Here is a 22,778-nt window from a genome sequence, read left to right as displayed (position 1 = left end):
ATAAGGGAGGCGATTAGTAGTATCTAAACGGCTGGCTGTGCGTTTGCTTTTGCGTTGTCGGGTTTTGTTTTGCGCTTGTAACGAATACAAGGTCGCTCAATAAGATACCAACTGGCTAGGCAAGTTGGTATCAGGGCGCTCATCAGTATCAAACTTGCACTTTGGATGTCCGTTATCCGGCATTTCTCAGTGATGAATAATAGAATCGGCACGTGATAAATATATACGCCGTAACTGATGTCGGGCAGGCGCCCGCACACTGTGGGGGGGCAGGGTGAAAGTCTAGCGAGCCAGATCGCCGTGGTCTGGATAATCCGCAACCGCGTGAACTGGCTAAGGGCGCAAAGCCGATCCTTGCCGGGCAGTTCGCCCAAGCGCAGGAGGCGACTGACCTGGTGATGTCCGGTGCCGAGCCCGATCCACCGGCGGTGCCACCCGAAGGCTCCGGCCTGGACTGTGGGAGCGAAACAGACGCCGAAGCTCGGGCATCATGTCTTCTTAAAGGATATGTCACCACTTCTAATCTGCGGCTGTGATCGCTGTTAAGGCATGCCAAGTGTACGCAGGGATTTGCAACGCTGAAGCGAACGCCCCAAGCTTCGTGTTTCTGGGTTTTACGGATAGAATGATCGAAATTTTGTTGGCGTAAATTTGATGCAACAACAGCATATTAATAATCTAGATGGGTTTAGAGGTTTTGCTGCTCTCGTAGTAGTGGTGAGTCATTACAGCAACCTTACAGGTATGTTTGGCGGTGTGCTGGGTGAGGGGGGAGGGCAGGCCGGGGTTATGCTGTTCTTTATGCTGAGCGGTTTTCTGATTGGCAAGCTTCATCTTGATCAGGAGTTTACCAAGTCAAGCTTGGTTGAGTATGTGTTTAAGCGTGTTGCTCGGGTTTATCCGCTTTTTCTACTTGTTTCTGCTCTGCCTGCCTTCCTGGCTTGGTCAGGATTTCCGGGAAAAATAGCATTATCGGAAATTGATTCGGTAAGTGTTTATCTGGGGCAGGTTGCATTGGTTGAGCGTGGCTTTGGCGTTCTCTGGACTATTCAGATTGAATTCATTTTCTACATGGGTTTCGTTGCAATATGGTTTTTTGCATCTAGGGCCGGGAAAATGGCGACGGCCGCTACGCTGTTGAGTATCACCTGCCTGTTGGTGGTTGGAGGGTTAAATTATGGTTATGATTTTTTCAATAGATGTCACTATTTCATATTTGGACTGATCGTAGCGAGCGGCTCAAGCTATAAGGTTATTATGGACTCAACCAAGATTAGATCGGTGATAGGCGTTCTACTATTGCTGAGCGTGCCAGCCACGTTTCCTAAATTTTCAAGATTGTACTTTGATCTTGAAATTGACTCTTGGCGTAGCTTTATCGTAATGGCGCAGTTTATCACTCTCTTTGTTATAGTTGTTTCTGATAGGTACTATTTGTCTGCGATCCTTTCGTGGAGTCCTCTGAGGTGGGTTGGTAAAATTTCATACTCTGTTTACCTGCTTCATTACTTTGTGCTTCTTTCTCTATTGTCTTGGTTTCCTCCAGGTGATAGCTATTTAATTAGTTTTTCTCTAGTTTTGGCTGTCACTCTACTTGTTTCGTGGTTGAGCTATAAATTTGTGGAGAGGCCTTTGCAGAGAGTGGTTTTGGCGCTGCTGAAGTCATCTAAGTACTCTGGGGGGCTTTCAGAAAATGGTCGTATCTAAAGTCTGAATTCCAGCATAGACCTACAGCCTGCTTCGTCAAAAGTATCGGCTGACGCGGGTCGAACGATAGTGTTGGCTAGAGAGCGCATCATGAGGGGCAGGCTCCAGAAAGTAATCGAGAGCACAGCATCGAGCATCAAATTCTGGCTTGGAGTGTGGAACTCATGGAGCGGCTATTGTTAACTGGCGAGCTGTATAAAAAGGGCTATGTAAGTAGCCCTTTTTAGTGTGCCCAGCATGGGCGTAATCTTGCAGATGAAGGTCCGTAGGCACTCCATGAACCCCATATTCAAAGTTACCCCCCCCCCCCCCCCCCCCTGATCCCTGATGCTGTACTCCCGATTCCTTTTCGGAGCCAACATGGGTGATCAGGGTTTAACCTGCCTCCGACTTAGTTCTGTGGGGAGGCTGTGGCACGTCGTTCGATTTCTTCTTTAAACAATAAGCAAATGAACATAAGGCTGATGATGTCGCCTGCAAACAGAACCCTGTAGCCAGATTCGTAGGCCGTCGGCGAGAGGCCTACCAATGCAGTTACAGCTACGTGAAGTAGCAAGAGGAAGGTCGCGAAGTAAAATTTGCTGTCGCTAGCGATGACGTTTCTCACGATGTAGATAATGCTTACAAGTGATAAGAGCGTCAGTGTGTAGGAAACGAAGTAACTAAGACCAAGCCCCGTACTCAGGTAGCGAATTGAGAAATATTCGTTACCTCCGGCATTGAATATGTATCCAAAAACGCTGCCTTGAAAAATGCCGCAGATGGCCAGCAAGAAGGCAAACTTTTTTAGGTGGAAGTTTTTGTTGAAAGAGAGCAGGAGCAGTAGCAGGGTGATCAATTTTGGGTAGAGGTTTTTTGAGTCAATAAAGTGGTGGTTGAAAACATCAAGCCCGGTCGTTATTTTTTTGAAAAAAGAGTAGTCGGTAAATTCTGGCATGTATCGTAGTTCTGAAGTCATGCGTAGATAGTTTCCGGGCGCAGACAGCAGAAAGAAAAAACCAGCAACCGCTATCGCCAATATAAGGCCTCTATAGAGAAGGGCGTTTTTTTTGTCCCAAATCAAAGAAATTGCTAATACACTGAGCATTGACACCCCCGCCTGTTCTGATTGCGAAGCAATGAAGGCGAGGGAAAGTGCGAGTATTTTTTCTGGCGTTGAAAACGCTGATGGCCGTATGAAGGTTGTGCAAACGAAAACGGCCGATGTAATCGGCAGCAAATAGTTGTAAAAGCCAGTAACATAGTAAACTGTAGTGTCTAGAATGCTGTGGCTGATAAGCAATGTCAGGAATGTGCAGAGAATAATGCCATAGGCATAATGGAAGGTGTTTGAGAAAAAAGCTTTCCAGGTGGAGTAGGCGATTAAAAGCACGGAAGTTGGAATCGCAAGCTTCCAGAAAGTTGGTAGGCCTATAGTCGCAAACATGATGCCTTCGATTGCTATCCGACCGGTCCATGTATAGTAACGTTTAGTCAGATAGTCTAGTTGGCTCGCGCCTGACGTGACGGCTGATAGAAATGTGTAGTCGTCCGAGAAAGGTTTTAGCTCTAGATTGAAGAAAAAGCTCAAATAAAGAAATGCAAGAAATAGTAAAAATAGAAGTGCTTTTTTTGTTTCTGAGTCAAATCGCAGTGCAGGCATTTTCGCCTCCGTAATATATAATGCCTTTCGAGTCTTCGATGTATAGCTTTACAGTGTTGCCGTAGCGTTTGCGGAGCTGGTAACTCATGGCGGATGCGGAGAATCCATGTAAATGAAATTCACTTTTTATCTTAAGGAAATCGCTGACATCCTTTCTGTTCAGACGGTGAGTGATCAGTTCGATCGCCCCGTTTTTTCCCGCGGCAATAATATGAATTTTAATCATGTCGTTAGGGGGAGGCATAAACGCCCAGCCACTGACTGAGATCCAGAATGGGCCAATTTCACACTTGTCAAAGTTGGCTTTCAGGTCGGGAGTGTAGTTGTTTTCTGTAGGAAGTTTGGCGATTTTTATGGTGTTGTTTGCGAAAAAAAGGAAAGCTCCCACCAATATCGAGAGAATGATTGCAAAGATATATGTGGCGGGTGAAAAATTTAACACGCTTTTGAGTGTTGTGTTGTAAGGTGGTTTGGGCACTTTTTGTATCCTGGTGATTTTTTTGTCTGTTATTGTTCGGTTCTGTGTTTGTTGAATACAAATTCTTTATTGAGAAGATAAAACGCTATCGTGTATGAGGTCATGGCGAAAATTTGTGCTATTTCCGCATGCACTCCTAGCCACCGGTAAATTATCATTAGTACCAATTGGTTTAGCGTAAATGAGATGGCAAAGGCAAGAATAAATTTCGGGAGTGTACTTTGGTCAGTTGTTGACTGACTAAAGACGAAAGTCTTATTAAGTAAAAATGCTGCAATCAATGCTACTCCATAGCCAATCGCGTTAGCGTATGCCGGGTTCATATTGAACAGAGTGATCAGTGTCAGGAATACGCCATAACCGATTGCTGTATTGGCGATGCCGGCAAAGATATATTTTAGCGGTTGCATTATTTGCGAAGCTTCCTATGCGGGCGATAAGTCTTTAGACAATTGATTGAACACCTGCAGACCTTTGGGTTTGTCGGCGTGCTCTTCTAAAGACTTCCAATAGGTAAGGGTGTTTTCCAGTTGCTCAATATTCCTAGGGCCTATGACTACCCCTGAGAGCGAAGGATTTACGTAAGATGCAGCCATTGCCAACTCATTGAGTGTCATGGGGCGAGGCGCGAATCCGTGGTCCGAGTTGAGGAAGTGTCCAAGCCTCTCTGTCAGCAATTGCGGGATATTTATCTGGCGCAATTCGATCGAGCTATTTGTTTTCGGTGCTTCGATTTTCAGCCCGCCCAAGTTGATCCCGTAGGCAAGGTACTTTGCCTTGGGAAACCATGTTTGATAGGTCTCACGAGCGGCACGTGTCATGAAATTTTCTTTGACTTGGATTATCCATTTCTCTGCCAGGGCTGGGTTGGCCTTGAAGTACAGTTCCGGATACTTTATGCCCGACAAACCAATGGAAAGCCCCGCTTTTTCCAGTTTTGACATGGCATCAACGGTTTGCGCAATGGCTGCCAGTTGGTACTCGCCATCTGCCCTGTTGTCCCAGTGGATCGAGATGCAAGACAGTGCGTCGCCAAACTGGTTCTTCAGCGTGTCGGCAGCTCGGTCAATGTGGTCGGGCGTGAGGTTTACATCGGGGGAGCCCATGTTGTCTCTGGAGCCGATTTTTACAGTCAGCGCTAGGCCGGTTTTTCCGTGTTGCTGTACCCAGTCAGCTATCCAGCTGACAGCAAGCCCAAAGTCTTCCTTGTGCTTGTTGATCGGGTAGTTGGTGGCGGTATCGACAATGCTGCCGCCACTTTGCAAAAAGTGCTCGAGTAGCTCATAGGCTTCGCGGCGCTCTATGCCCCAGCCCCAGAGAGCTGTGCCCAGCACCAGTTTTTTGTTATCGGGCGTGAACGTCGACATGTTCATACTCCAGGCTTGGTGTTGTTCAGGCGCTGGCGTAAAGAGAACATTGCCTTCAGGTACTCAATGATCAATTTGATAACTTTGACTTTTGAATTAGGGTCGTCGGTCCAGGTGACCGGCAAATCCAGTACACGGTATTTCAGGTGCTCACCAGTGATAAGGAGTTCGGTGGCGAAGAACCAGCCGTCACTTTGTGCTCCGGTTTTCATCAGCGGACCGAGAATGTTTCGCTGCAGAAATTTGAAACCACACATACCGTCACTGAATGACGTATTGAAAATAAGTTTCACAATATAATTGAAGCCAAAGCTTGTGACATTCCTCAGAGGTTTTCGACCAATTACTTTCGCACCTTTTGCGAGGCGAGAGCCAGTGACGATATCAGCACTGTTCGCCTTGAGTGCTTCCAGTGCCGGGCGCAAGTGGCGTAAGTCGGTTGCCAGATCCAGATCCATGTAGCCGACAATGTCTGCGGTGGATTGCGTCCAGGATGCTTTTAGGGCGCGGCCGACGCCACGTTCTTCAAGGCGTAGATATCGTACGCCGGGCAGCGTGTTTTGCAGCTCGCGGGCAATCTCCTGCGTTCTATCGGTTGATCCGTTGTCGGCCAGCACGATATGGATATCGCCAATATCCGTCAAATTATTGAGGATATAGTCGCGAGTTTTATTAACTTGATCCGCCAGCGTCGCTTCTTCGTTCAAGATGGGGATTGTAATTTCAATCGATGGATTCATTTTCGTTGCTCTGAAAGGGTTGTCTGCGTGCTGGCTAGATTTTCAGTTTCAAGCTTTTCCAGAACGTCATAGATGTTGTCGATTTTCCCGCCCAGGATTGAGTAGCATCCCGGAAGCGCATCATGTTTTTCGAACAGGATGGGCCTGCCATCGTCGCCTTCGTTCTTTGTAAGAATGGTTTTCACTTCAAAAAGTGATTCTACATATTGGGCATTCAGCGCGGATGGCAGATAGCGACTTATATCGCGAATCATGCGGTCAACACGGGTTGCGCGATCGTAATTGTCCAGTTTTCGGTAGGGGTCGCTACCCAACTCGTCAGTCCAGTGCATATGAGGTGTATACCGTACGTGCGATACGGTATGCAGGCCTCGGGCAGGAAATGGCATGATGGAAAAAAATGGACCGTCCATGACCGTGATGCCCACATCCTGAAGCACGGACGGTACCTGCATGAGCGCCATTTCTGTGACTTCCTGCTTCAAGCCTGTTTGTGTGCCTGGAAAGTCGCCACCAAACTGATTGAGACCGCTATAGGTACAATTAAATACATATCGGCAGGTGATGAGTTCCTGCGCTTTGCCCTCGGGAGCGAGGGTGACATTCAGAGCGTTGTCAGGGCTGTTGGATATTGCGACAGCCCGGGTCTGCAGGCGGATGTTCACACCGCTTTCGCTCAGTTCACGCAGTGCCCATTGAGCCAGTCTGGTTGTATCGAATGCATATTCTTCAACCAGAAAAACCTCTTCGATCAGGCGCGGTTCAAATAACGCCCGCAGTGCAGGTGTGGCCGGTTCGATCCTGGCACCGATCTCTCGATAAAAACGTTCAAACTGATTCGCGGTGACTTTGGAATTGCGCCGAGCGATGGCATACAGTTTAGTAAAGTCCTGTTTGACCGCGTCAGGCCAGTCCTGAACGAATTTTGGTAAGTTGATGCGACTGCGGTACGCCGTGGTGAAGCTTCGGGGGTAGTGATAACCGTTGTGTACTCGTGCCTGATTATTGTACGAGGCACGGGACAGCAGCGTGGATTCTCGCTCGATCAAAGTGACACGTTTCATGCCGCGTTGCTTGGCCAGGTAGACGGCGATTGCTGCACCGTAAAACCCCCCTCCGATGACAACCGCGTCTTGCATATTATCAATAGCCGCCATCAGGCAACTCGACCAGAAGCAGACGGGGAGGGGGGAGCCGTCTGAGAGGCTACCTCTTCAATATTCAGTTTTTCGTGCCGCGTTATGCGGGCGCTCGTGAACTCTTGGGCAATGTGATAGAGCGGTCCTTCGTTTGACAGGCTGGTCATGTGCAGGATGTACTCCCCAAGCACCATGAGAACCAGCGATATCAGGAAGAACATGCCGGACTGCTGCAAGGAAAGGCTAATCCAGCCCGGTGCAACATGCGGATTCAAGAATCCACTGGCAACGACATAAAACGAGTAGATCAGATTGGCAATGGCACCAAACAAAGAAAGCGAGGTGACTAACCGCATTGGCGCACGAGTCGTTGATACCAATAACAGCATACCCCGGTCCATACTTTCACGCAGGCGCTTGGTCTGAGTTACTCGGGGCTTGGAACTGTAAATAAGATTGGCGCGAGCGAATCCGCCAGTGGCGGGAAGATGGCGGTAGGTGACAGATGGCTGCGGGTGTTGCAGGATGAAGTTGATAACTCGTTTGCTGAGCAAGCGATACTGAGGGGCTTCAGTGGCCAGATGAATGCCATTAAATGACTTGTAGGCCTTATTGAATATTTTGTAGGCTGTCTCGTAAGCAAGGCTTTGTGGCGGCTTTTGCTTGTTATTGGCGAAAACCACGTCCGCGCCGCTGACGGCCTTATCGAGCATCTCAGGCAGAAAGGCGATGTCATCGGCCAAAGGATCGATCACGACTACGAAGTCCCCCAAAGCGTTTTCCAAGCCTGCCCAGGATGCGGTGTCGGTATCGACTTCCTTGGTCAGTGCGTAAACCTGCAAGTTGGGGAGTCCGTTTTCGGCGGTCAGACTTTTTAATATCGATATGCTTTCGTCGTCCGACGCATTGTCGACAACAATTAGTTCGTAATCACTGACGAGCGAGGACATTCGTTCGACCGCGTCTGCCAGGATACTTCCTATATGGTTTGATTGGTTGCGCACAACAAACACAACCGAGAGAAATACCGGAAAAAATACCATTTAGAGTTCCTCCAGACGCCTGCCATTTGGCCGTCGCCCATATTTTCGAAAAAAAGCGCGTAATCTTAATCTGCAGGGTTGAGGACGTCACCCTTTTCGTTCATGGCCATTTGCATGCGATCGCGCCCAAACCCCGCTTTCCAAGCCTCCTGAAGCCCGCCTTTGTTACGTACGACAACGCGACACATCGTGTACCCTTTATCACTTTGGCAATCATTCATAGCTACAGGCGGCGCGTTCCGGTTCGGTTGTGCGAAACGGTCTTGGGGGGGGCGATCAGTAGGATATTCCGCTTCTGAGCAACCTTCTGTGCCCGTGGTGGTTGCGTCGCGCTTAGCTCACCAACATTTCGGAGTGATGTAATCAATGATTTTCTGGTGGTTCATACCGGCTGTCTGCGGCCTTTCTTTTGGTTTGACTGCAGTACTGCGTCGATATGCACTGGCTCGTAGCATGCTCGACGTGCCGAATGATCGCAGCTCGCATACTGTACCGACTCCAAGGGGGGGGGGTGTTTCAATCGTAGTGACCTTTCTCGTTTGCCTCGCGGCAATGTGGGTAGGGGAGCTGATTGATTCCCGGTTTTTTATCGGAGCCGCGGGTGCGGGGTTGCTCGTGGCAGTTGTCGGGTTCATGGATGACCACGGCCACATTGCCGCGCGCTGGCGCTTGCTTGGCCATTTTGCCGGCGCCGCGTGGGTGCTCGCCTGGACGGGCGGACTCGCTCCGATAGAAGTGGCCGGAATTGTCTTGGATTTGCGCTGGGCCGGAGATCTTTTTGCGCTGTTCTATCTAGTATGGCTGCTGAACCTTTACAACTTCATGGATGGAATTGATGGCATCGCCAGTGTCGAGGCTATCTGCGTGTGCTTCGGGGCTTGTCTGCTTTACTGGGTGAGTGGGCATCCGAACCTGATATGGGGGCCTCTGTTCCTGGCAATGGCGGTTCTGGGGTTTCTGTTCTGGAATTTTCCGCCAGCGAAAATATTCATGGGGGACGCGGCGAGCGGTTTTCTGGGAATTATCTTGGGGGTGCTGTCGCTTCAAGCTGCAGCGGTCGAACCGCGCTTTCTGTGGGGGTGGTTGATCTTGCTCGGTGTTTTTATTGTCGATGCGACATTCACCTTGCTACGACGTCTATTGCGTGGCGACAAGGTTTATGAAGCCCATAGAAGTCACGCTTATCAATACGCTTCGCGTCAATATGGGCGACATTTGCCAGTAACAACAGCCGTCGCCGTTATCAATGTGTTCTGGTTGCTGCCCATCGCACTCGGCGTGACTATTTTTGGTCTGGATGGGGGGCTTGGGGTAGTGGTAGCTTACATTCCCCTAGTCTTGATAGCCGTGAAATATCATGCGGGGGACGTGGATCTGGACCGTTGAGCACAGATTTGTATGGAAACTCAGAATGATTTCCGGATTATTCCGTACAATAAACGCAAATTTTGTGAGGGGACGGGCCTGGTCGGGTGAGGTTTATGGATAAAATACGCGCCTTTTTGCTAGGTTTGCCACGTAGGCAAAAACGACTGATTCAAGTAACCACAGATATTTTTCTGGTCTGGGTTTCGCTCTGGCTTGCGTTCATCGTCCGCCTAGGCATCGACGATATGTACAACCCTCTGAGGGCCCATTTCTGGCTATTCCTCAGCGCGCCGGTTGTAGCCATCCCGCTTTTTATACGTTTTGGCATGTACCGCGCGGTCATGCGGTACTTCGGCAATGATGCGCTGATCGCAATCGTCAAGGCGGTCAGCCTGTCATCGCTGATCCTGGCGGTTGTGGTTTATTGGTACAGCAACCACCAAACCGTCGTCCCACGCTCCATCATTTTCAACTACTGGTGGTTGAGCATGGTGATCATCGGCGGCCTGCGCCTGTGCATGCGTCAATACTTCATGGGCGACTGGTTCACCGCCGCGCAGCACGTACCGTTCACCAGCCGCGACGACGGTCTCACCAAAGTCGCCATCTACGGCGCAGGCGTGGCAGGCAATCAGTTGGTGGCTGCATTGCGCATGGGCCGAGTGATGCGCCCAGTGGCATTCATCGACGACGACCCCAGCATCGCCGATCGCTCTATTTCCGGCCTTCAGGTCTACAAACCCAAACACATCCAGCAGATGATCGACGTCACCGGCGCACAGGAAATTCTCCTGGCCCTACCGTCATCCACCCGCGCACGACGCAGGGAAATTCTCAATCTGCTGGAAGCCTACCCCCTCCATGTGCGAAGCGTCCCGAACTTCACCGATCTGGCCAGCGGTCGGGTCAAGGTTGAAGACATTCAGGAAGTGGATATCGCTGATTTGCTGGGCCGTGATGCCGTGCCAGCCCAGGCCGATTTGCTGGAGCGCTGTATCAAAGGCAAGACAGTGATGGTCACGGGGGCCGGCGGCTCGATTGGTTCGGAGCTGTGCCGGCAGATTTTTTCGCTGGGCCCGACCACGCTTCTGCTGTTTGAGCACAGTGAGTTCAATCTCTACAGCATCCTGTCGGAATTGGAGCAACGCGCCAGTCGTGAGTCGGTCCCGGTCAAATTGCTGCCTATCCTCGGTTCCATTCGTCACCCGCACAAACTGCTTGATGTGATGAAGACCTGGGGGGTGGACACCGTCTACCATGCCGCTGCTTACAAGCATGTGCCAATGGTCGAGCACAACATCGCCGAGGGCGTGCTGAATAACGTTATCGGAACCCTGAACACGGCTCAGGCTGCGTTGCAGTCGGGGGTCGCCAACTTCGTGCTGATCTCCACCGACAAGGCCGTACGTCCGACCAACATCATGGGCAGTACCAAGCGCCTGGCGGAGCTGACGCTTCAAGCCCTGAGCCGTGAAATTGCCCCTGTGCTGTTCGGCGATAAAGCCAATGTATCGCGCGTTAACAAAACCCGTTTCACCATGGTGCGTTTCGGTAATGTATTGGGCTCTTCCGGTTCGGTGATCCCGCTGTTCCACAGCCAGATCAAATCCGGCGGCCCGCTGACCGTCACGCATCCGAAAATCACGCGCTACTTCATGACTATCCCCGAAGCTGCGCAATTGGTGATTCAAGCCGGTTCCATGGGGCAGGGCGGTGATGTGTTCGTGCTGGACATGGGCGAACCGGTGAAGATTGTCGAGCTGGCGGAGAAGATGATTCACCTGTCCGGCTTGAGCATCCGTTCCGAGCGAAATCCCCAGGGCGATATTTCGATCGAGTTTACGGGCCTGCGTCCGGGAGAGAAGCTCTACGAAGAGTTGCTGATCGGCGATAACGTTGCCGCGACGCCACATCCGATGATCATGACCGCCAACGAAGACCATTTGCCCTGGGACGTGCTCAAGGGGCGCTTGACCGAGTTGCTGCTTGCCGTCGAACAGGATGATTACTCCCGCGTCCGTCAACTCCTGCGCGAAACGGTCAGCGGCTACACCCCCGACGGCGAGATCGTCGACTGGATTCACCAGCAACGCCGACTCGAACCCTGATTGTTTCACATCCTGTAACGGACACACTTTTGACAGCTCCATCACATCGCCTAAGTTTGGAAGGCAGCTTAGGAAAAGCTGCTTCTTCCAATCGATGTCATGGAGCTTCATTTATGCGTACTGGCTATTTCTACTCTCTGGTTTTTGCCCTGCTCACCAGCGCCTCTATTGCGGCCATCGCTGCGCCGACTGCTGCGCCAGAGGCTGCCAAGGCACCCTTGATGCTGGACGCTGCCGCCAAGCCTCAAACCAATAAGGTCGATCTGAATGGGGCCGATGCGCCAACCCTGCAACGGGAGTTGTCCGGGATCGGTGAGGCGAAGGCCAAGGCGATTGTTGCTTATCGTGAGAGTAATGGGCCATTTTCGTCGGTAGACGAACTGCTGGAAGTGAAGGGTATAGGCAAAGCCATTCTGGACAAGAATCGCGAGAAGCTGGAAGTGAACTAAGCTTATAAATCCACACTAGGAGGCCGGTCATTGACCGGCCTTTTTTGCTTATTGCTGCAGAGGGCTATCTGGCACCTTTTATCGGGATGCAAAAAATTACGGCTATCATATGGCGATAAAATTATGCCTATAATAAATCCGTCGTTCGCTGAAGCGTTCGCCTTCCCTTAAGCATCCACCCAGGAGCACTGTCATGAATTCTGTCCAGGCCCAAGGTACGGCCCTTGTCACCGGCGCTTCTTCCGGCATCGGTGCGGTTTACGCGCAACGGTTGGCGGCGCGTGGTTTTGATTTATTGCTGGTTGCCCGTGATCAGGAACGGCTGGAGGCTGCCGCGAGCAAATTGCGCGCAGAGCATGGTGTTCAGGTGGAGGTGCTCAAGGCGGATCTGACGCAAAAGGATGATGTATTGAAGATTGAGCAGCGTCTGCGCAGCGATTCAAGCATCAGCCTATTGGTGAACAACGCCGGTATCGCGGCGGATGGTTTGTTGGCCAACGCCGACATGGATCAGATGGAACGCTTGATTCAGTTGAACGTCACCACGGTGACGCGGTTGGCTTCGGCGGCGGCAGCCGGTTTTACCAAGGCCGGTCGTGGGACGATCATCAATATTGCGTCGGTGGTGGCGTTGTTTCCTGAGCGGTTCAACGCGACGTACAGCGCGAGCAAGGCTTATGTATTGAGCCTGACTCAGTCGTTGAATACTGAGCTGCAAGGCACCGGGGTTCAGGTGCAAGCGGTATTGCCGGGAGTGACACGCACCGAGATTTTGGAGCGTTCCGGTATTGATGCGTCCCAGATTCCGGAGGACATGATCATGGAAGCGGGAGAGATGGTCGACGCGGCGTTGTCGGGTCTGGATCAGGGGGAGCTCATCACCATTCCTTCCTTGCCGAATCTCTCGGAGTGGGAATCCTTTGTGGCGGCGCGTCATGCGATGGCGCCGAATCTGTCCAGAAGCACGGCCGCCGCGCGTTACAAGTGAGGCGCCATGAATCGACTGAGGTATTTGCGCTATGAGTAATCGTCGGGTGGTAGTCACGGGCATGGGCCTGGTGTGTCCGTTGGGGAGCGGCGTCGAAGCGGTTTGGGCGCGTTTGTTAGCCGGACGTTCCGGGATACGGGTATTGCCAGATGAGGTGGTTGCCGATTTGCCGGCCAAGGTCGGTGGCGTGGTGCCGACTCTGGCGGAAGATGCCGAGGCGGGTTTTGACCCGGATCGGGCGACGCCGCCCAAAGAGCAGAAGAAGATGGACCGCTTCATTGTGTTCGCCATGGAGGCGGCGCGTCAGGCAGTGGAGCAGGCCGGTTGGCAAGCGCTCGACGCCAATGCCCAGGAGCGCACGGCCACTATTATCGGCTCGGGCGTGGGTGGTTTCGGCGCGATTGCCGATGCGGTGCGTACCACCGACAGTCGTGGTCCGCGACGGTTATCGCCGTTCACCATTCCTTCGTTTCTGGTCAACCTCGCCGCGGGCCATGTGTCGATCCAGCACGGTTTCAAGGGCCCTTTGGGGGCTCCGGTAACAGCGTGCGCGGCCGGGGTTCAGGCGATTGGTGACGCGGCTCGGCTGATTCGCTGCGGTGAGGCGGATATTGCGGTGTGTGGCGGCGCGGAAGCGGCGATCGATCGGGTCAGTCTCGCCGGGTTCGCCGCGGCGCGGGCCTTGTCCAGCGGTTACAACGATACCCCGGAGCGCGCCTCGCGGCCGTTCGACAGTGGGCGCGATGGCTTCGTGATGGGCGAGGGTTCGGGCCTGCTGGTGATCGAATCCCTGGAACATGCCCTAGCACGCGGCGCGCAACCATTAGCCGAGCTGGTCGGTTACGGCACCAGCGCCGATGCTTATCACCTGACTGCGGGGCCGGAGGATGGCAGCGGTGCGCGTCGGGCGATGTCGCTGGCGTTGGCTCAGGCGGGCATTTCGCCGGCACAGGTGCAGCATCTCAACGCGCACGCCACCTCGACACCGGTTGGCGATTTGGGAGAGCTGGCGGCCATCAAGTCGCTGTTCGGCTCGGACAACAAGATCGCGGTGACGTCGACCAAGTCCGCCACCGGGCATCTGCTCGGCGCCGCAGGCGGGGTCGAGGCGATCTTTACCCTGTTGGCACTACGCGATCAGGTGGTGCCGGCCACGCTCAACTTCGATAACCCGGATCCGGCTACCGAAGGCGTGGACATTGTTCACGGTCAGGCGCGACCAATGAACATCGACTACGCGATGTCCAACGGTTTCGGATTTGGCGGCGTGAACGCCAGCGTATTGTTCAAATACTGGGAGGACTAGTTCACAACAGGCAAGTGATGGCACGAATAGTGATTACTCATTCGCAGGCGATTGTTGAACAATCACGAGGCGTTGAGTATGAGCAGCGGACTGTCCCTGGCCGACCACATCACATTGGAATTGCGCGCTGACATCATCGGCGGTCGTTTGCTGCCCGGCATGGCGCTGGTGGAAAACGATCTGGTGTCGGCTTACAACGCCTCGCGCAACACCATTCGCGAGGCGTTGCACCGTCTGGGGCAGGAAGGGCTGACCCGCTATGTCCGCAACAAGGGCGTGATGGTGCGCAGGCTGGGGGCCGATGATGTGCGCGATCTGTTCAAGGTTCGGCGCACCCTGGAACTGCAAGCCATCAGCGCCAGCCAGCCGTTGCGTGAGTATCAGTCCGACCGGATGCTCGAAGCCCTGGAGGCCACCGAACTGGCCCGGGAGCGTGAGGACTGGCGCGCCGTCGGCACCCACAGCCTGGCCTTTCATCAACACATCGTCGGATTGCTGCGCAGTCCGTTGTTCGATGAGTTCTTCACCAACGTCGTCGCGCAACTGCGCCTGGTGTTTTGCACCGCTCCCGATGAATCACGTTTTCAGGCGCCCTGGCTGGCGCGTGACCGGCAGATACATGAGTTGCTGGCCGACGGCGACAAGCGCGCGGCTGCGGACGCCATGAGCCTTTATCTCGACGATTCCGAACACCTCCTGTTGCAGATGCTTGCCCCTTCTTCCCATCACTGATCGAGGATTTTGTGCCATGTACAAAGACTATCCGGCGGCCTATCAAGTCAGCAAAGGCTCGGCCTTGCAGGTGGACACAGCCTTCTACGAACGGATCCGCGACCAGAAAGAGCGGCGCACGCTGATCGAGCAGTTCGAAGTGCCGATCCGCACCGGTCGCGCGTGGAATGTGCCGGCCGGGCACGTGTTCAGGGTCACGACCCCGGTCGGCCCGCAAGTCGGGGATTTCAACGTCTGGAATGCCCACGATCCACGCGAGCGTTTGTGGGCGGCGCGGACCCGGCAGTTGCAGGGCGCGCATGTCAGCACCCATGACCGGCTCTGGTCGAACCTGCCATTTTTACGGCCGCTGGTGACCATTACCGACGATAGCCTGGCCGGTTATGGTATCGACGAACACGGTGGGCGTTTGCACGATTTGCTGGGAACGCGCTGCGATCCTTACGTGAACAAAATGCTCACCGGTGAAGACTTCCATCATCACTGCCATTCCAACCTGACTCGCGCAGTGATACCCCATGGCCTGACCGAGTTCGATGTGCATGACGTGTTGAACATTTTCCAGTGCACCGGCCTGAACCACGACGACATGTATTTCATGAAAGCCTGCCCGGCGCAAAAGGGCGACTATCTGGAGTTCTTTGCCGAGATTGATCTTTTGTGTGCGCTATCGACCTGCCCGGGTGGCGATCTGTCGCTGGCTATGTGGGGGCCCGATGCGCAGGATCCGTTGAGCGTGTGCCGCCCGCTGGGAGTGGAGATTTACCGGTTGGAGGATTCGTTGCTTGAGGGCTGGAGCCCGCCGGAGCGTGCGGCTTACAAGGGGTTGCATGGCTTGCACATTGCCAAGGCGGCTTGGGAAAAGTGAAGGGGCTTTTGTGGCGAGGGGGCAATCCCCTCACCACAGTTCGGTCAGCGGTCCTGCGCATCCTTGGCGTCCGCTTCAGCATTGCGTTCGGCGACGCGTTTACGTTGCTCATCGGTAAGTTCGACCTTGTTGGCAGTGTCACGCAGCAACAGCAAACCGCCAACGATTGAGCCGATGGCAACGATCAGAATCAACCAGGCATACCAGGGCATAGACGTTCTCCTTGAGGGCAGGCCGGTGGGCGAGGGTTTCGCCAACCGATCGTGCATACCACTTTTGAGCGATCAATTTTCGCAGTGGTTCCATTCTATGCCTGATATGCCCTGGACGCCGTACATCCTTGGAGCAGCGACTGTTTAGAGCCCGGTCAACATCGCATCCGCCGGCGCATCGGCACGCAATTGCGCCGTCAGCATGAAGTACACGAAGCCCACCGCCATGAAGCCGAGGAAGATCAACCCGATCAAGGTGTTGAACCAGGCCATCGCCACCAGGCAAACCGCCGCCAACACCAGCGCAATGAATGGCACCAACGGGTAGCAAGGTGCGCGGAAAGTGCGTTCCAGGTTCGGTTCGGTTTTGCGCAATTTGAACAGGCTGAGCATGCTCATGATGTACATCACGATCGCACCGAATACCGCCATGGTGATCATTGCTGCCGTCAGCGTCATGCCGCCGAGGTTGATCAAGCCGTCACTGTAGATCGCCGCGATGCCGATCACGCCACCGGCGATGATTGCCCGGTGCGGGGTCTGGAAACGCGACAGTTTGGCCAGCGATGCCGGCAAGTAACCGGCCCGGGCGAGGGCGAAGAACTGTCGCGAGTAGCCGAGGATGATCCCGTGGAAACTCGCCACCAGGCCGAACAGGCCGATCCACACCAGCATGTGCAACCAGCCGGAGCTTTCGCCGACCACGGCTTTCATCGCTTGTGGCAGCGGATCGTTGATGTTCGACAGGGTGCGCCAGTCGCCGACACCGCCGGCAAAGAACATCACGCCCATCGCCAGCAGCACCAGGGTCAGGATGCCGCTGATGTAGGCCTTGGGAATCGTGCGTTTCGGGTCCTTGGCTTCTTCGGCGGCCATGGCCGCACCTTCGATGGCCAGGAAGAACCAGATGGCGAACGGGATCGCCGCGAACATCCCGGCAATCGCCGGCGCACCGAACACATCAGAACCGGCCCAGCCGTTAAGCGCGAAGTTACTGAAGCTGAACGCCGGGGCGACCACGCCCATGAACACCAGCAGTTCGGCGACTGCCAATACGCAGACCACCAGTTCGAACGTCGCGGCCAGTTTCACCCCGAGGATGTTCAGGCCCATGAACACGATGTACGCCCCGACTGCCGCGTGTTTCGGGTCGAGGGCGGGAAACTGCACATTCAGATAGGCGCCGATCGCCAGGGCAATCGCCGGTGGGGCGAAGACGAATTCGATCAGCGTCGCCAACCCGGCAATCAATCCGCCTTTTTCTCCAAAAGCACGGCGGCTGTAGGCAAAGGGACCGCCGGCATGAGGAATCGCGGTGGTCAGCTCGGTGAAACTGAAGATGAAGCAGGTGTACATCGTGGCGACCATGAATGAGGTCACCAGAAAGCCCAGCGTACCGGCCACGCCCCAGCCGTAACTCCAGCCGAAGTACTCACCGGAAATCACCAGCCCGACCGCGATACCCCACAGGTGCAGCGTGCCCAGCGTGGGTTTGAGTTGTGTGTTCATGTGTTGCCCCCTGAACGGTTTGGAAAGCTCGGGGGAGGGCGTGTGCAGTGGGCGTGCCAGTGTTGTGATGGCGGTCGTAAAGCGCAAAATGACGTCGTATCGGGGATGTTTGCCACCGTAAGCCCCGTATTTTGTGCGCCAGTTGAGGGCGTTGGCGCTTGTTCTGCCGCCATCGCGGGCAAGCCCGCTCCCACAATGGAATGCGTATGCCCGGAAATCGCAAAAACCTGTGGGAGCGGGCTTGCCCGCGATGAGGCCCGGCTGGGCACCGCTGTAACAAAGCCATAAACCCACTCTTTACGCATTCTTTATGCCCCGCCACACCCCTCGATCTCGCGCCTTTACAGCCTCCCTGCCGACAATTACTCCACACGCGGCAATACGCCGTAACACGGAGAACTTCCATGAGCGTTCTGGACGGAGTGTCACTGCTATTGGCAGTGGGGCTGTTCATTTATCTGTTGGTTGCGCTGTTGCGCGCGGACCGGAACTAGGAGCGGCTATGCACAGTTATGACTATTGGCTGATCCTCGCCTTCTTCGCCGTGGTGCTGATTCCGGCACCGTTTCTGGGGCGCTTCTACTACAAGGTGATGGAAGGGCAGCGTACCTGGCTTTCGCCGATTCTCGGCCCGGTGGAGCGTGGCTGCTATCGGGTGGCCGGCGTCGATCCGCAGTCCGAACAGAGCTGGCAGAAATATACCCTGGCCTTGCTCGCCTTCAACCTCGCGGGCTTTTTGCTGTTGTTCGCGATCCTGATGTTCCAGGATCACTTGCCACTGAACCCGCAAAACCTGCCGGGCCAGGAGTGGACGCTGGCGTTCAATACCGCTGTCAGCTTCATGACCAATACCAACTGGCAGTCCTACAGTGGCGAAGCATCCCTGAGCTACTTGAGCCAGATGGTTGGCCTCACCGTGCAGAACTTCGTCAGCGCCGCCACCGGTCTGGCGGTTCTGGTTGCACTGTGTCGCGGCATTGGTCGCAAGTCGACCAAAACCCTCGGTAACTTCTGGGTCGACATGACTCGCGCTACCCTCTACGGCCTGCTGCCTCTGTGCTTGCTGCTGGCGCTGTATCTGGTGTGGCAGGGTGTGCCGCAAACCTTCGCGCAATATGTGAATGCCGTGACGATGCAGGGCGTCGATCAGGTGATCCCGCTCGGCCCGGCCGCCAGCCAGATTGCGATCAAACAACTGGGCACTAACGGCGGTGGCTTCTTCGGCGTCAACTCGGCGCATCCGTTCGAGAACCCGACGGCGTGGAGCAACCTGTTCGAAGTCGCCTCGATCATTCTGATTCCGGTGGCGCTGGTGTTCACCTTCGGCCATTACGTCAAAGACCTGCGTCAGAGCCGCGCGATCATCGCCTGCATGCTGGCGCTGTTTTTGATCGGTGGCGCCACGTCGCTGTGGGCTGAATACCAACCCAATCCGACCCTGGCCAACGTCGCCGTCGAACAGACCGCGCCGCTGGAAGGCAAGGAAGCACGCTTCGGCACCACCGCCACTGTGCTGTGGTCGGTGACCACTACCGCAGCGTCCAACGGTTCGGTCAACGGCATGCACGACAGCCTCAACCCGCTGAGCGGCATGGTCGCGATGGTCAACATGATGGTCGGCGAGGTGATCTTCGGCGGTGTCGGTGCCGGGCTCTACGGCATGTTGCTCAACGTGTTGATCGCGGTGTTCCTCGCCGGGCTGATGATCGGCCGCACGCCGGAGTACCTCGGCAAGAAACTGCAAGCCCGGGAAGTTCAGCTGCTGGTGGTGACCTTGCTGGTGATGCCGGTGGGCGTGCTGGTGCTCGGCGCGATTGCCGCCAGCCTGCCAGGCCCGGTGGCAGCGGTGAGCAACCCCGGTGCTCATGGTTTCAGTCAGTTGCTTTATGCCTACACCTCGGCCAGTGCCAACAACGGTTCTGCCTTCGGCGGCTTCGGTGCCAACACTGCGTTCCACAACCTGATGCTGGGCTTGGGCATGTTGATCGGGCGCTTCGGTTACATCCTGCCGGTGCTGGCCCTGGCCGGCAGCCTCGCGATGAAGAAAACCGCGCCGATCGGCCAGAACAGCTTCCCGACCCATGGCCCGCTGTTCGTAACCCTGTTGACCGTGACCATCTTGCTGGTGGGTGGTTTGACCTTTCTGCCAACCCTGGCGCTGGGTCCGATTGCTGAACACTTGAGCATGGCCTTCTAAGGAGTCGATGATGAATATGCCCGCTACTAAAGCCGCCGTCGTCAAGGCGCCGGAACAACCGAAAACCGCCATCGCCGCGCTCTGGCGCCCGGCGCTGGTGCAAGCGTTCGTCAAGCTCGACCCTCGGCAATTGCAGCGTGCGCCAGTGATGCTGGTGGTGGAACTGACCGCCATCCTCACCACCGTGCTGTGCTTCATTCCCGACAGCGCCGTGCCGACCTTCGTTGCCGCGCAAATCGCGTTGTGGCTGTGGTTCACCGTGCTGTTCGCCAACTTCGCCGAAGCGTTGGCCGAAGGTCGCGGCAAGGCCCGCGCCGATAGTCTCAAGGCCGGCAGCGTTGGCTTGAGCGCCCGGCGCAAAAGCGCCAATGGCAGCTTTCAGGTAGTGCCCGCCAGTAGCCTGCGCAAGGGCGACGTGGTGCGCGTCGAAGCGGGGGAGATGATTCCCGGCGACGGCGAGGTGATCGAAGGCATCGCGGCGGTCAACGAAGCGGCGATTACCGGTGAATCGGCACCCGTGATTCGCGAGTCCGGCGGCGACCGTTCGGCCGTCACCGGCAACACTCGTCTGGTGTCGGACTGGTTGTTGGTGCGCATCACCGCCAACCCCGGCGAGTCGACCCTGGATCGCATGATCGCGCTGGTCGAAGGCGCCAAACGCCAGAAAACCCCGAACGAAGTGGCGCTGGATATCCTGCTGATCGGCCTGACCCTGATCTTTCTGTTGGTGGTGGTGACCCTGCAACCGTTTGCCCATTTCGCCAACGGTAACCTGCCGCTGGTGTTCCTGGTGGCGCTGTTGGTCACGCTGATTCCGACCACCATTGGTGGCTTGCTGTCGGCCATTGGTATCGCCGGGATGGACCGTCTGGTGCGCCTGAACGTGATCGCCAAATCCGGTCGTGCCGTGGAAGCGGCGGGGGACGTGCACGTCCTGCTGCTGGACAAGACCGGCACCATCACCTTCGGCAACCGTCGCTGCAGCGCGGTTTATGCCGCACCAGGCGTCAGCGCCAAGGAACTGGCCGAAGGCGCGTTGTTCGCCTCTCTGGCCGATGACACCGCTGAAGGAAAATCCATCGTCGAGTACCTGCGCGGTCTGCACCCGCAACCCGAGCCGTCGTCCAAAGTGTTGACCGCCGTGCCATTCAGCGCTGAAACCCGCTTGTCCGGCGTCGACTATCAGGGCCGGGTCTATCGTAAGGGCGCGGTGGATTCGCTGTTGAATTTCGTCGGCCTGAAACGTGCGGACCTCGCACCGGCCCTGTCCCGGGAAGTCGACAAGATCGCCCAGAGCGGGGGCACGCCTCTGCTGGTGTGCGCCGACGGCAAATTGCTCGGTGTGATTCATCTGAAGGACGTGGTCAAACCCGGCATCCGCGAACGTTTTGCCGAACTGCGCAAGCTGGGGATTCGCACGGTCATGGTTACCGGCGACAACCCACTGACCGCCGCCGCGATTGCTGCCGAAGCGGGCGTGGATGACGTACTGGCCGAAGCCACGCCGGAGAAAAAACTGGCGCGCATTCGCCATGAGCAGAACGACGGGCGCCTGGTCGCCATGTGCGGCGACGGTGCCAACGACGCTCCGGCCCTGGCCCAGGCGGACGTGGGCATGGCGATGAACGACGGTACGCAAGCGGCGCGGGAGGCGGCGAACATGGTCGACCTCGACAGCGACCCGACCAAGCTGTTGGACGTGGTGCAGATCGGCAAGGAATTGTTGGTGACCCGTGGTGCGCTGACTACCTTTTCCATCGCCAACGACGTGGCCAAGTACTTCGCGATCCTGCCGGCGTTGTTCGCCTCGATCTACCCGCAATTGGGTGTGCTCAACGTCATGCACTTGAACAGTCCGCAGAGCGCGATTCTCTCGGCGATCGTGTTCAACGCCCTGATCATTGTGGTGCTGATTCCACTGGCGCTGCGCGGTGTGCGGGTGCAAGCGGCGAGTGCGGCGGCATTGTTGCGACGCAATCTGTTGATCTATGGACTGGGCGGGATTCTGGTGCCGTTCGTGGGCATCAAGGCTATCGACATGCTGTTGACGGCGTTGCATCTGGTTTAGCGGTTGTTGTTTGAGGCAGGGGCTTTTTGTGGCGAGGGAGCTTGCTCCCGCTGGGCTGCGAAGCGGCCCCACCTCAGGCCCAATGTTTATTCAGGGCACCGCGTTCACCGGGTTTACGACTGCTGCGCAGCCGAGCGGGAGCAAGCTCCCTCGCCACAGGTGATGTGTGTGCCTTCTAAGTGATGAGTATTCTTCGAATCGAGGATTTTGAAATGTCCACACTGATACGTCCGGCCCTGAGCCTGCTGGTGCTGATGACCCTGATCACCGGCGTCGCTTACCCCTTGGTGGTGACTGGCGTCGCCCAGGTCGCCTTCCCGGACCAGGCCAATGGCAGCCTGGTGCGCGACGCCGACGGCAAGGTCCGTGGCTCGTCGCTGATTGCCCAGGATTTCGTCGGCGACGCCTGGTTCCACCCACGGCCATCGGCCGGTGCCTTTGCCACCGTGTCGAGCAGCGCCAGCAACCTTTCGCCGAGTAATCCGGCGCTGGCCACTCGGGTGATCGAGGAGGCCAATAAGCTGCAGGTGGCCGGGCAGGGACCGGTGCCGTTGGCCATGCTGACCACCTCCGGCAGCGGCCTCGATCCGCACTTGCCACCGGCCGCGATTGCCTATCAACTGGCGCGTGTCGCAGCGGCGCGCAATCTGCCGGTGTCTACGCTTGAGCAATTGCTGAATGCGCACATCGAACAGCCGTTGGTGGGGCCGCCGGTGGTGAATGTGCTTGAGTTGAACCTGGCGCTGGAAAAGCTGTAAATCGGTGGCGCCGCCAATCGCGGGCAAGCCCGCTCCCACAGGAGGCGATGGTGGATACAAAATGTGTGACCGCCATCGGTCCCTGTGGGAGCGGGCTTG

General features: G+C 55.6%; 21 protein-coding genes. 12 read left to right on the top strand and 9 right to left on the bottom strand.

Annotation, left to right across the window (positions count from 1 at the left end):
* Positions 1-654: 654 nt before the first annotated feature.
* Entirely contained in the window at positions 655-1,707 is a 1,053-nt protein-coding gene (locus AC30D7_RS16025) for an acyltransferase family protein (protein ID WP_490134719.1), read from the top strand.
* A 391-nt stretch (positions 1,708-2,098) separates the two neighbouring features.
* Here AC30D7_RS16025 and AC30D7_RS16020 read toward each other — a convergent pair whose 3' ends face one another.
* Genes AC30D7_RS16020 through AC30D7_RS15990 form a run of 7 tightly spaced genes read right to left on the bottom strand, consistent with a single transcriptional unit; the run spans position 2,099 to position 8,116 of the window.
* Positions 2,099-3,349 carry a hypothetical protein gene (locus AC30D7_RS16020; RefSeq protein ID WP_490134718.1) on the bottom strand — a complete coding sequence of 417 codons (1,251 nt, stop codon included), beginning with the start codon at positions 3,347-3,349 and terminating at the stop codon, positions 2,099-2,101.
* Positions 3,330-3,827 (bottom strand): hypothetical protein, encoded by a 498-nt coding sequence (locus AC30D7_RS16015; RefSeq protein WP_490134717.1) that lies wholly within the window; start codon positions 3,825-3,827, stop codon positions 3,330-3,332. Before AC30D7_RS16015 ends, AC30D7_RS16020 begins: the two co-directional genes overlap by 20 nt.
* Positions 3,828-3,856: 29 nt before the next feature.
* Complete coding sequence (locus AC30D7_RS16010) at positions 3,857-4,237, bottom strand: GtrA family protein (RefSeq protein WP_428634976.1); 381 nt, start codon at positions 4,235-4,237, stop codon at positions 3,857-3,859.
* A gap of 15 nt (positions 4,238-4,252) precedes the next feature.
* Positions 4,253-5,194 carry an aldo/keto reductase gene (locus AC30D7_RS16005; protein WP_490134716.1) on the bottom strand — a complete coding sequence of 314 codons (942 nt, stop codon included), beginning with the start codon at positions 5,192-5,194 and terminating at the stop codon, positions 4,253-4,255.
* A 2-nt stretch (positions 5,195-5,196) separates the two neighbouring features.
* Positions 5,197-5,934 (bottom strand): glycosyltransferase, encoded by a 738-nt coding sequence (locus AC30D7_RS16000; RefSeq protein WP_428634980.1) that lies wholly within the window; start codon positions 5,932-5,934, stop codon positions 5,197-5,199.
* The gene (locus tag AC30D7_RS15995; protein WP_490134715.1) at positions 5,931-7,091 is read right to left on the bottom strand and encodes an FAD-dependent oxidoreductase; all 1,161 of its coding nucleotides are present in this window, start codon (positions 7,089-7,091) and stop codon (positions 5,931-5,933) included. Before AC30D7_RS15995 ends, AC30D7_RS16000 begins: the two co-directional genes overlap by 4 nt.
* Positions 7,091-8,116 (bottom strand): glycosyltransferase, encoded by a 1,026-nt coding sequence (locus AC30D7_RS15990; RefSeq protein WP_428634984.1) that lies wholly within the window; start codon positions 8,114-8,116, stop codon positions 7,091-7,093. The genes AC30D7_RS15995 and AC30D7_RS15990 overlap by 1 nt, the downstream gene beginning before the upstream one ends.
* Before the next feature lie 366 nt (positions 8,117-8,482).
* Here AC30D7_RS15990 and AC30D7_RS15985 point away from each other — a divergent pair, with 366 nt between their 5' ends.
* The 7 genes from AC30D7_RS15985 to AC30D7_RS15955 all read left to right on the top strand — a co-directional run bounded on the left by AC30D7_RS15985 (position 8,483) and on the right by AC30D7_RS15955 (position 15,935).
* Positions 8,483-9,502 (top strand): MraY family glycosyltransferase, encoded by a 1,020-nt coding sequence (locus tag AC30D7_RS15985; RefSeq protein ID WP_490134714.1) that lies wholly within the window; start codon positions 8,483-8,485, stop codon positions 9,500-9,502.
* Positions 9,503-9,597: 95 nt separating this feature from the next.
* Positions 9,598-11,592 (top strand): polysaccharide biosynthesis protein, encoded by a 1,995-nt coding sequence (locus AC30D7_RS15980; RefSeq protein ID WP_490134713.1) that lies wholly within the window; start codon positions 9,598-9,600, stop codon positions 11,590-11,592.
* 113 nt (positions 11,593-11,705) lie between these two features.
* Positions 11,706-12,041 (top strand): ComEA family DNA-binding protein, encoded by a 336-nt coding sequence (locus AC30D7_RS15975; RefSeq protein ID WP_490134712.1) that lies wholly within the window; start codon positions 11,706-11,708, stop codon positions 12,039-12,041.
* 193 nt (positions 12,042-12,234) lie between these two features.
* Positions 12,235-13,029, top strand: coding sequence for an SDR family NAD(P)-dependent oxidoreductase (locus tag AC30D7_RS15970; RefSeq protein ID WP_230174445.1), 795 nt, complete (start codon positions 12,235-12,237; stop codon positions 13,027-13,029).
* A gap of 31 nt (positions 13,030-13,060) precedes the next feature.
* Positions 13,061-14,335 (top strand): beta-ketoacyl-ACP synthase II, encoded by a 1,275-nt coding sequence (fabF, locus tag AC30D7_RS15965; RefSeq protein WP_019582565.1) that lies wholly within the window; start codon positions 13,061-13,063, stop codon positions 14,333-14,335.
* A 78-nt stretch (positions 14,336-14,413) separates the two neighbouring features.
* On the top strand, positions 14,414-15,067 hold the full coding sequence (locus tag AC30D7_RS15960) for a GntR family transcriptional regulator (protein WP_028938999.1): 654 nt from the start codon (positions 14,414-14,416) through the stop codon (positions 15,065-15,067).
* 16 nt (positions 15,068-15,083) lie between these two features.
* A complete protein-coding gene (locus tag AC30D7_RS15955; protein ID WP_490134711.1) occupies positions 15,084-15,935 on the top strand; it encodes an urea carboxylase-associated family protein in 852 nt (283 codons plus the stop codon).
* A gap of 44 nt (positions 15,936-15,979) precedes the next feature.
* Here the strand turns inward: AC30D7_RS15955 and AC30D7_RS15950 are convergent, their stop codons facing one another.
* Both AC30D7_RS15950 and eat read right to left on the bottom strand, forming a co-directional pair.
* On the bottom strand, positions 15,980-16,147 hold the full coding sequence (locus AC30D7_RS15950) for a DUF2897 family protein (RefSeq protein WP_007939963.1): 168 nt from the start codon (positions 16,145-16,147) through the stop codon (positions 15,980-15,982).
* Positions 16,148-16,291: 144 nt separating this feature from the next.
* Positions 16,292-17,656, bottom strand: coding sequence for an ethanolamine permease (gene eat / locus AC30D7_RS15945; RefSeq protein ID WP_490134710.1), 1,365 nt, complete (start codon positions 17,654-17,656; stop codon positions 16,292-16,294).
* 404 nt (positions 17,657-18,060) lie between these two features.
* Here eat and kdpF point away from each other — a divergent pair, with 404 nt between their 5' ends.
* The 4 genes from kdpF to kdpC all read left to right on the top strand — a co-directional run bounded on the left by kdpF (position 18,061) and on the right by kdpC (position 22,679).
* Positions 18,061-18,150 carry a K(+)-transporting ATPase subunit F gene (gene kdpF / locus AC30D7_RS15940; protein ID WP_007899818.1) on the top strand — a complete coding sequence of 30 codons (90 nt, stop codon included), beginning with the start codon at positions 18,061-18,063 and terminating at the stop codon, positions 18,148-18,150.
* An 8-nt stretch (positions 18,151-18,158) separates the two neighbouring features.
* A complete protein-coding gene (gene kdpA / locus AC30D7_RS15935; RefSeq protein ID WP_490134709.1) occupies positions 18,159-19,853 on the top strand; it encodes a potassium-transporting ATPase subunit KdpA in 1,695 nt (564 codons plus the stop codon).
* Between the two features lie 10 nt (positions 19,854-19,863).
* On the top strand, positions 19,864-21,921 hold the full coding sequence (gene kdpB / locus AC30D7_RS15930) for a potassium-transporting ATPase subunit KdpB (protein ID WP_490134708.1): 2,058 nt from the start codon (positions 19,864-19,866) through the stop codon (positions 21,919-21,921).
* Between the two features lie 212 nt (positions 21,922-22,133).
* Complete coding sequence (gene kdpC / locus AC30D7_RS15925; protein ID WP_490134707.1) at positions 22,134-22,679, top strand: potassium-transporting ATPase subunit KdpC; 546 nt, start codon at positions 22,134-22,136, stop codon at positions 22,677-22,679.
* Positions 22,680-22,778: the final 99 nt, after the last annotated feature.

It is taken from the genome of Pseudomonas sp. DF5 (assembly GCF_058148225.1).
Note: the sequence above shows the minus strand (reverse complement) of the source record. Positions and strands in the feature narration are given on the sequence as shown.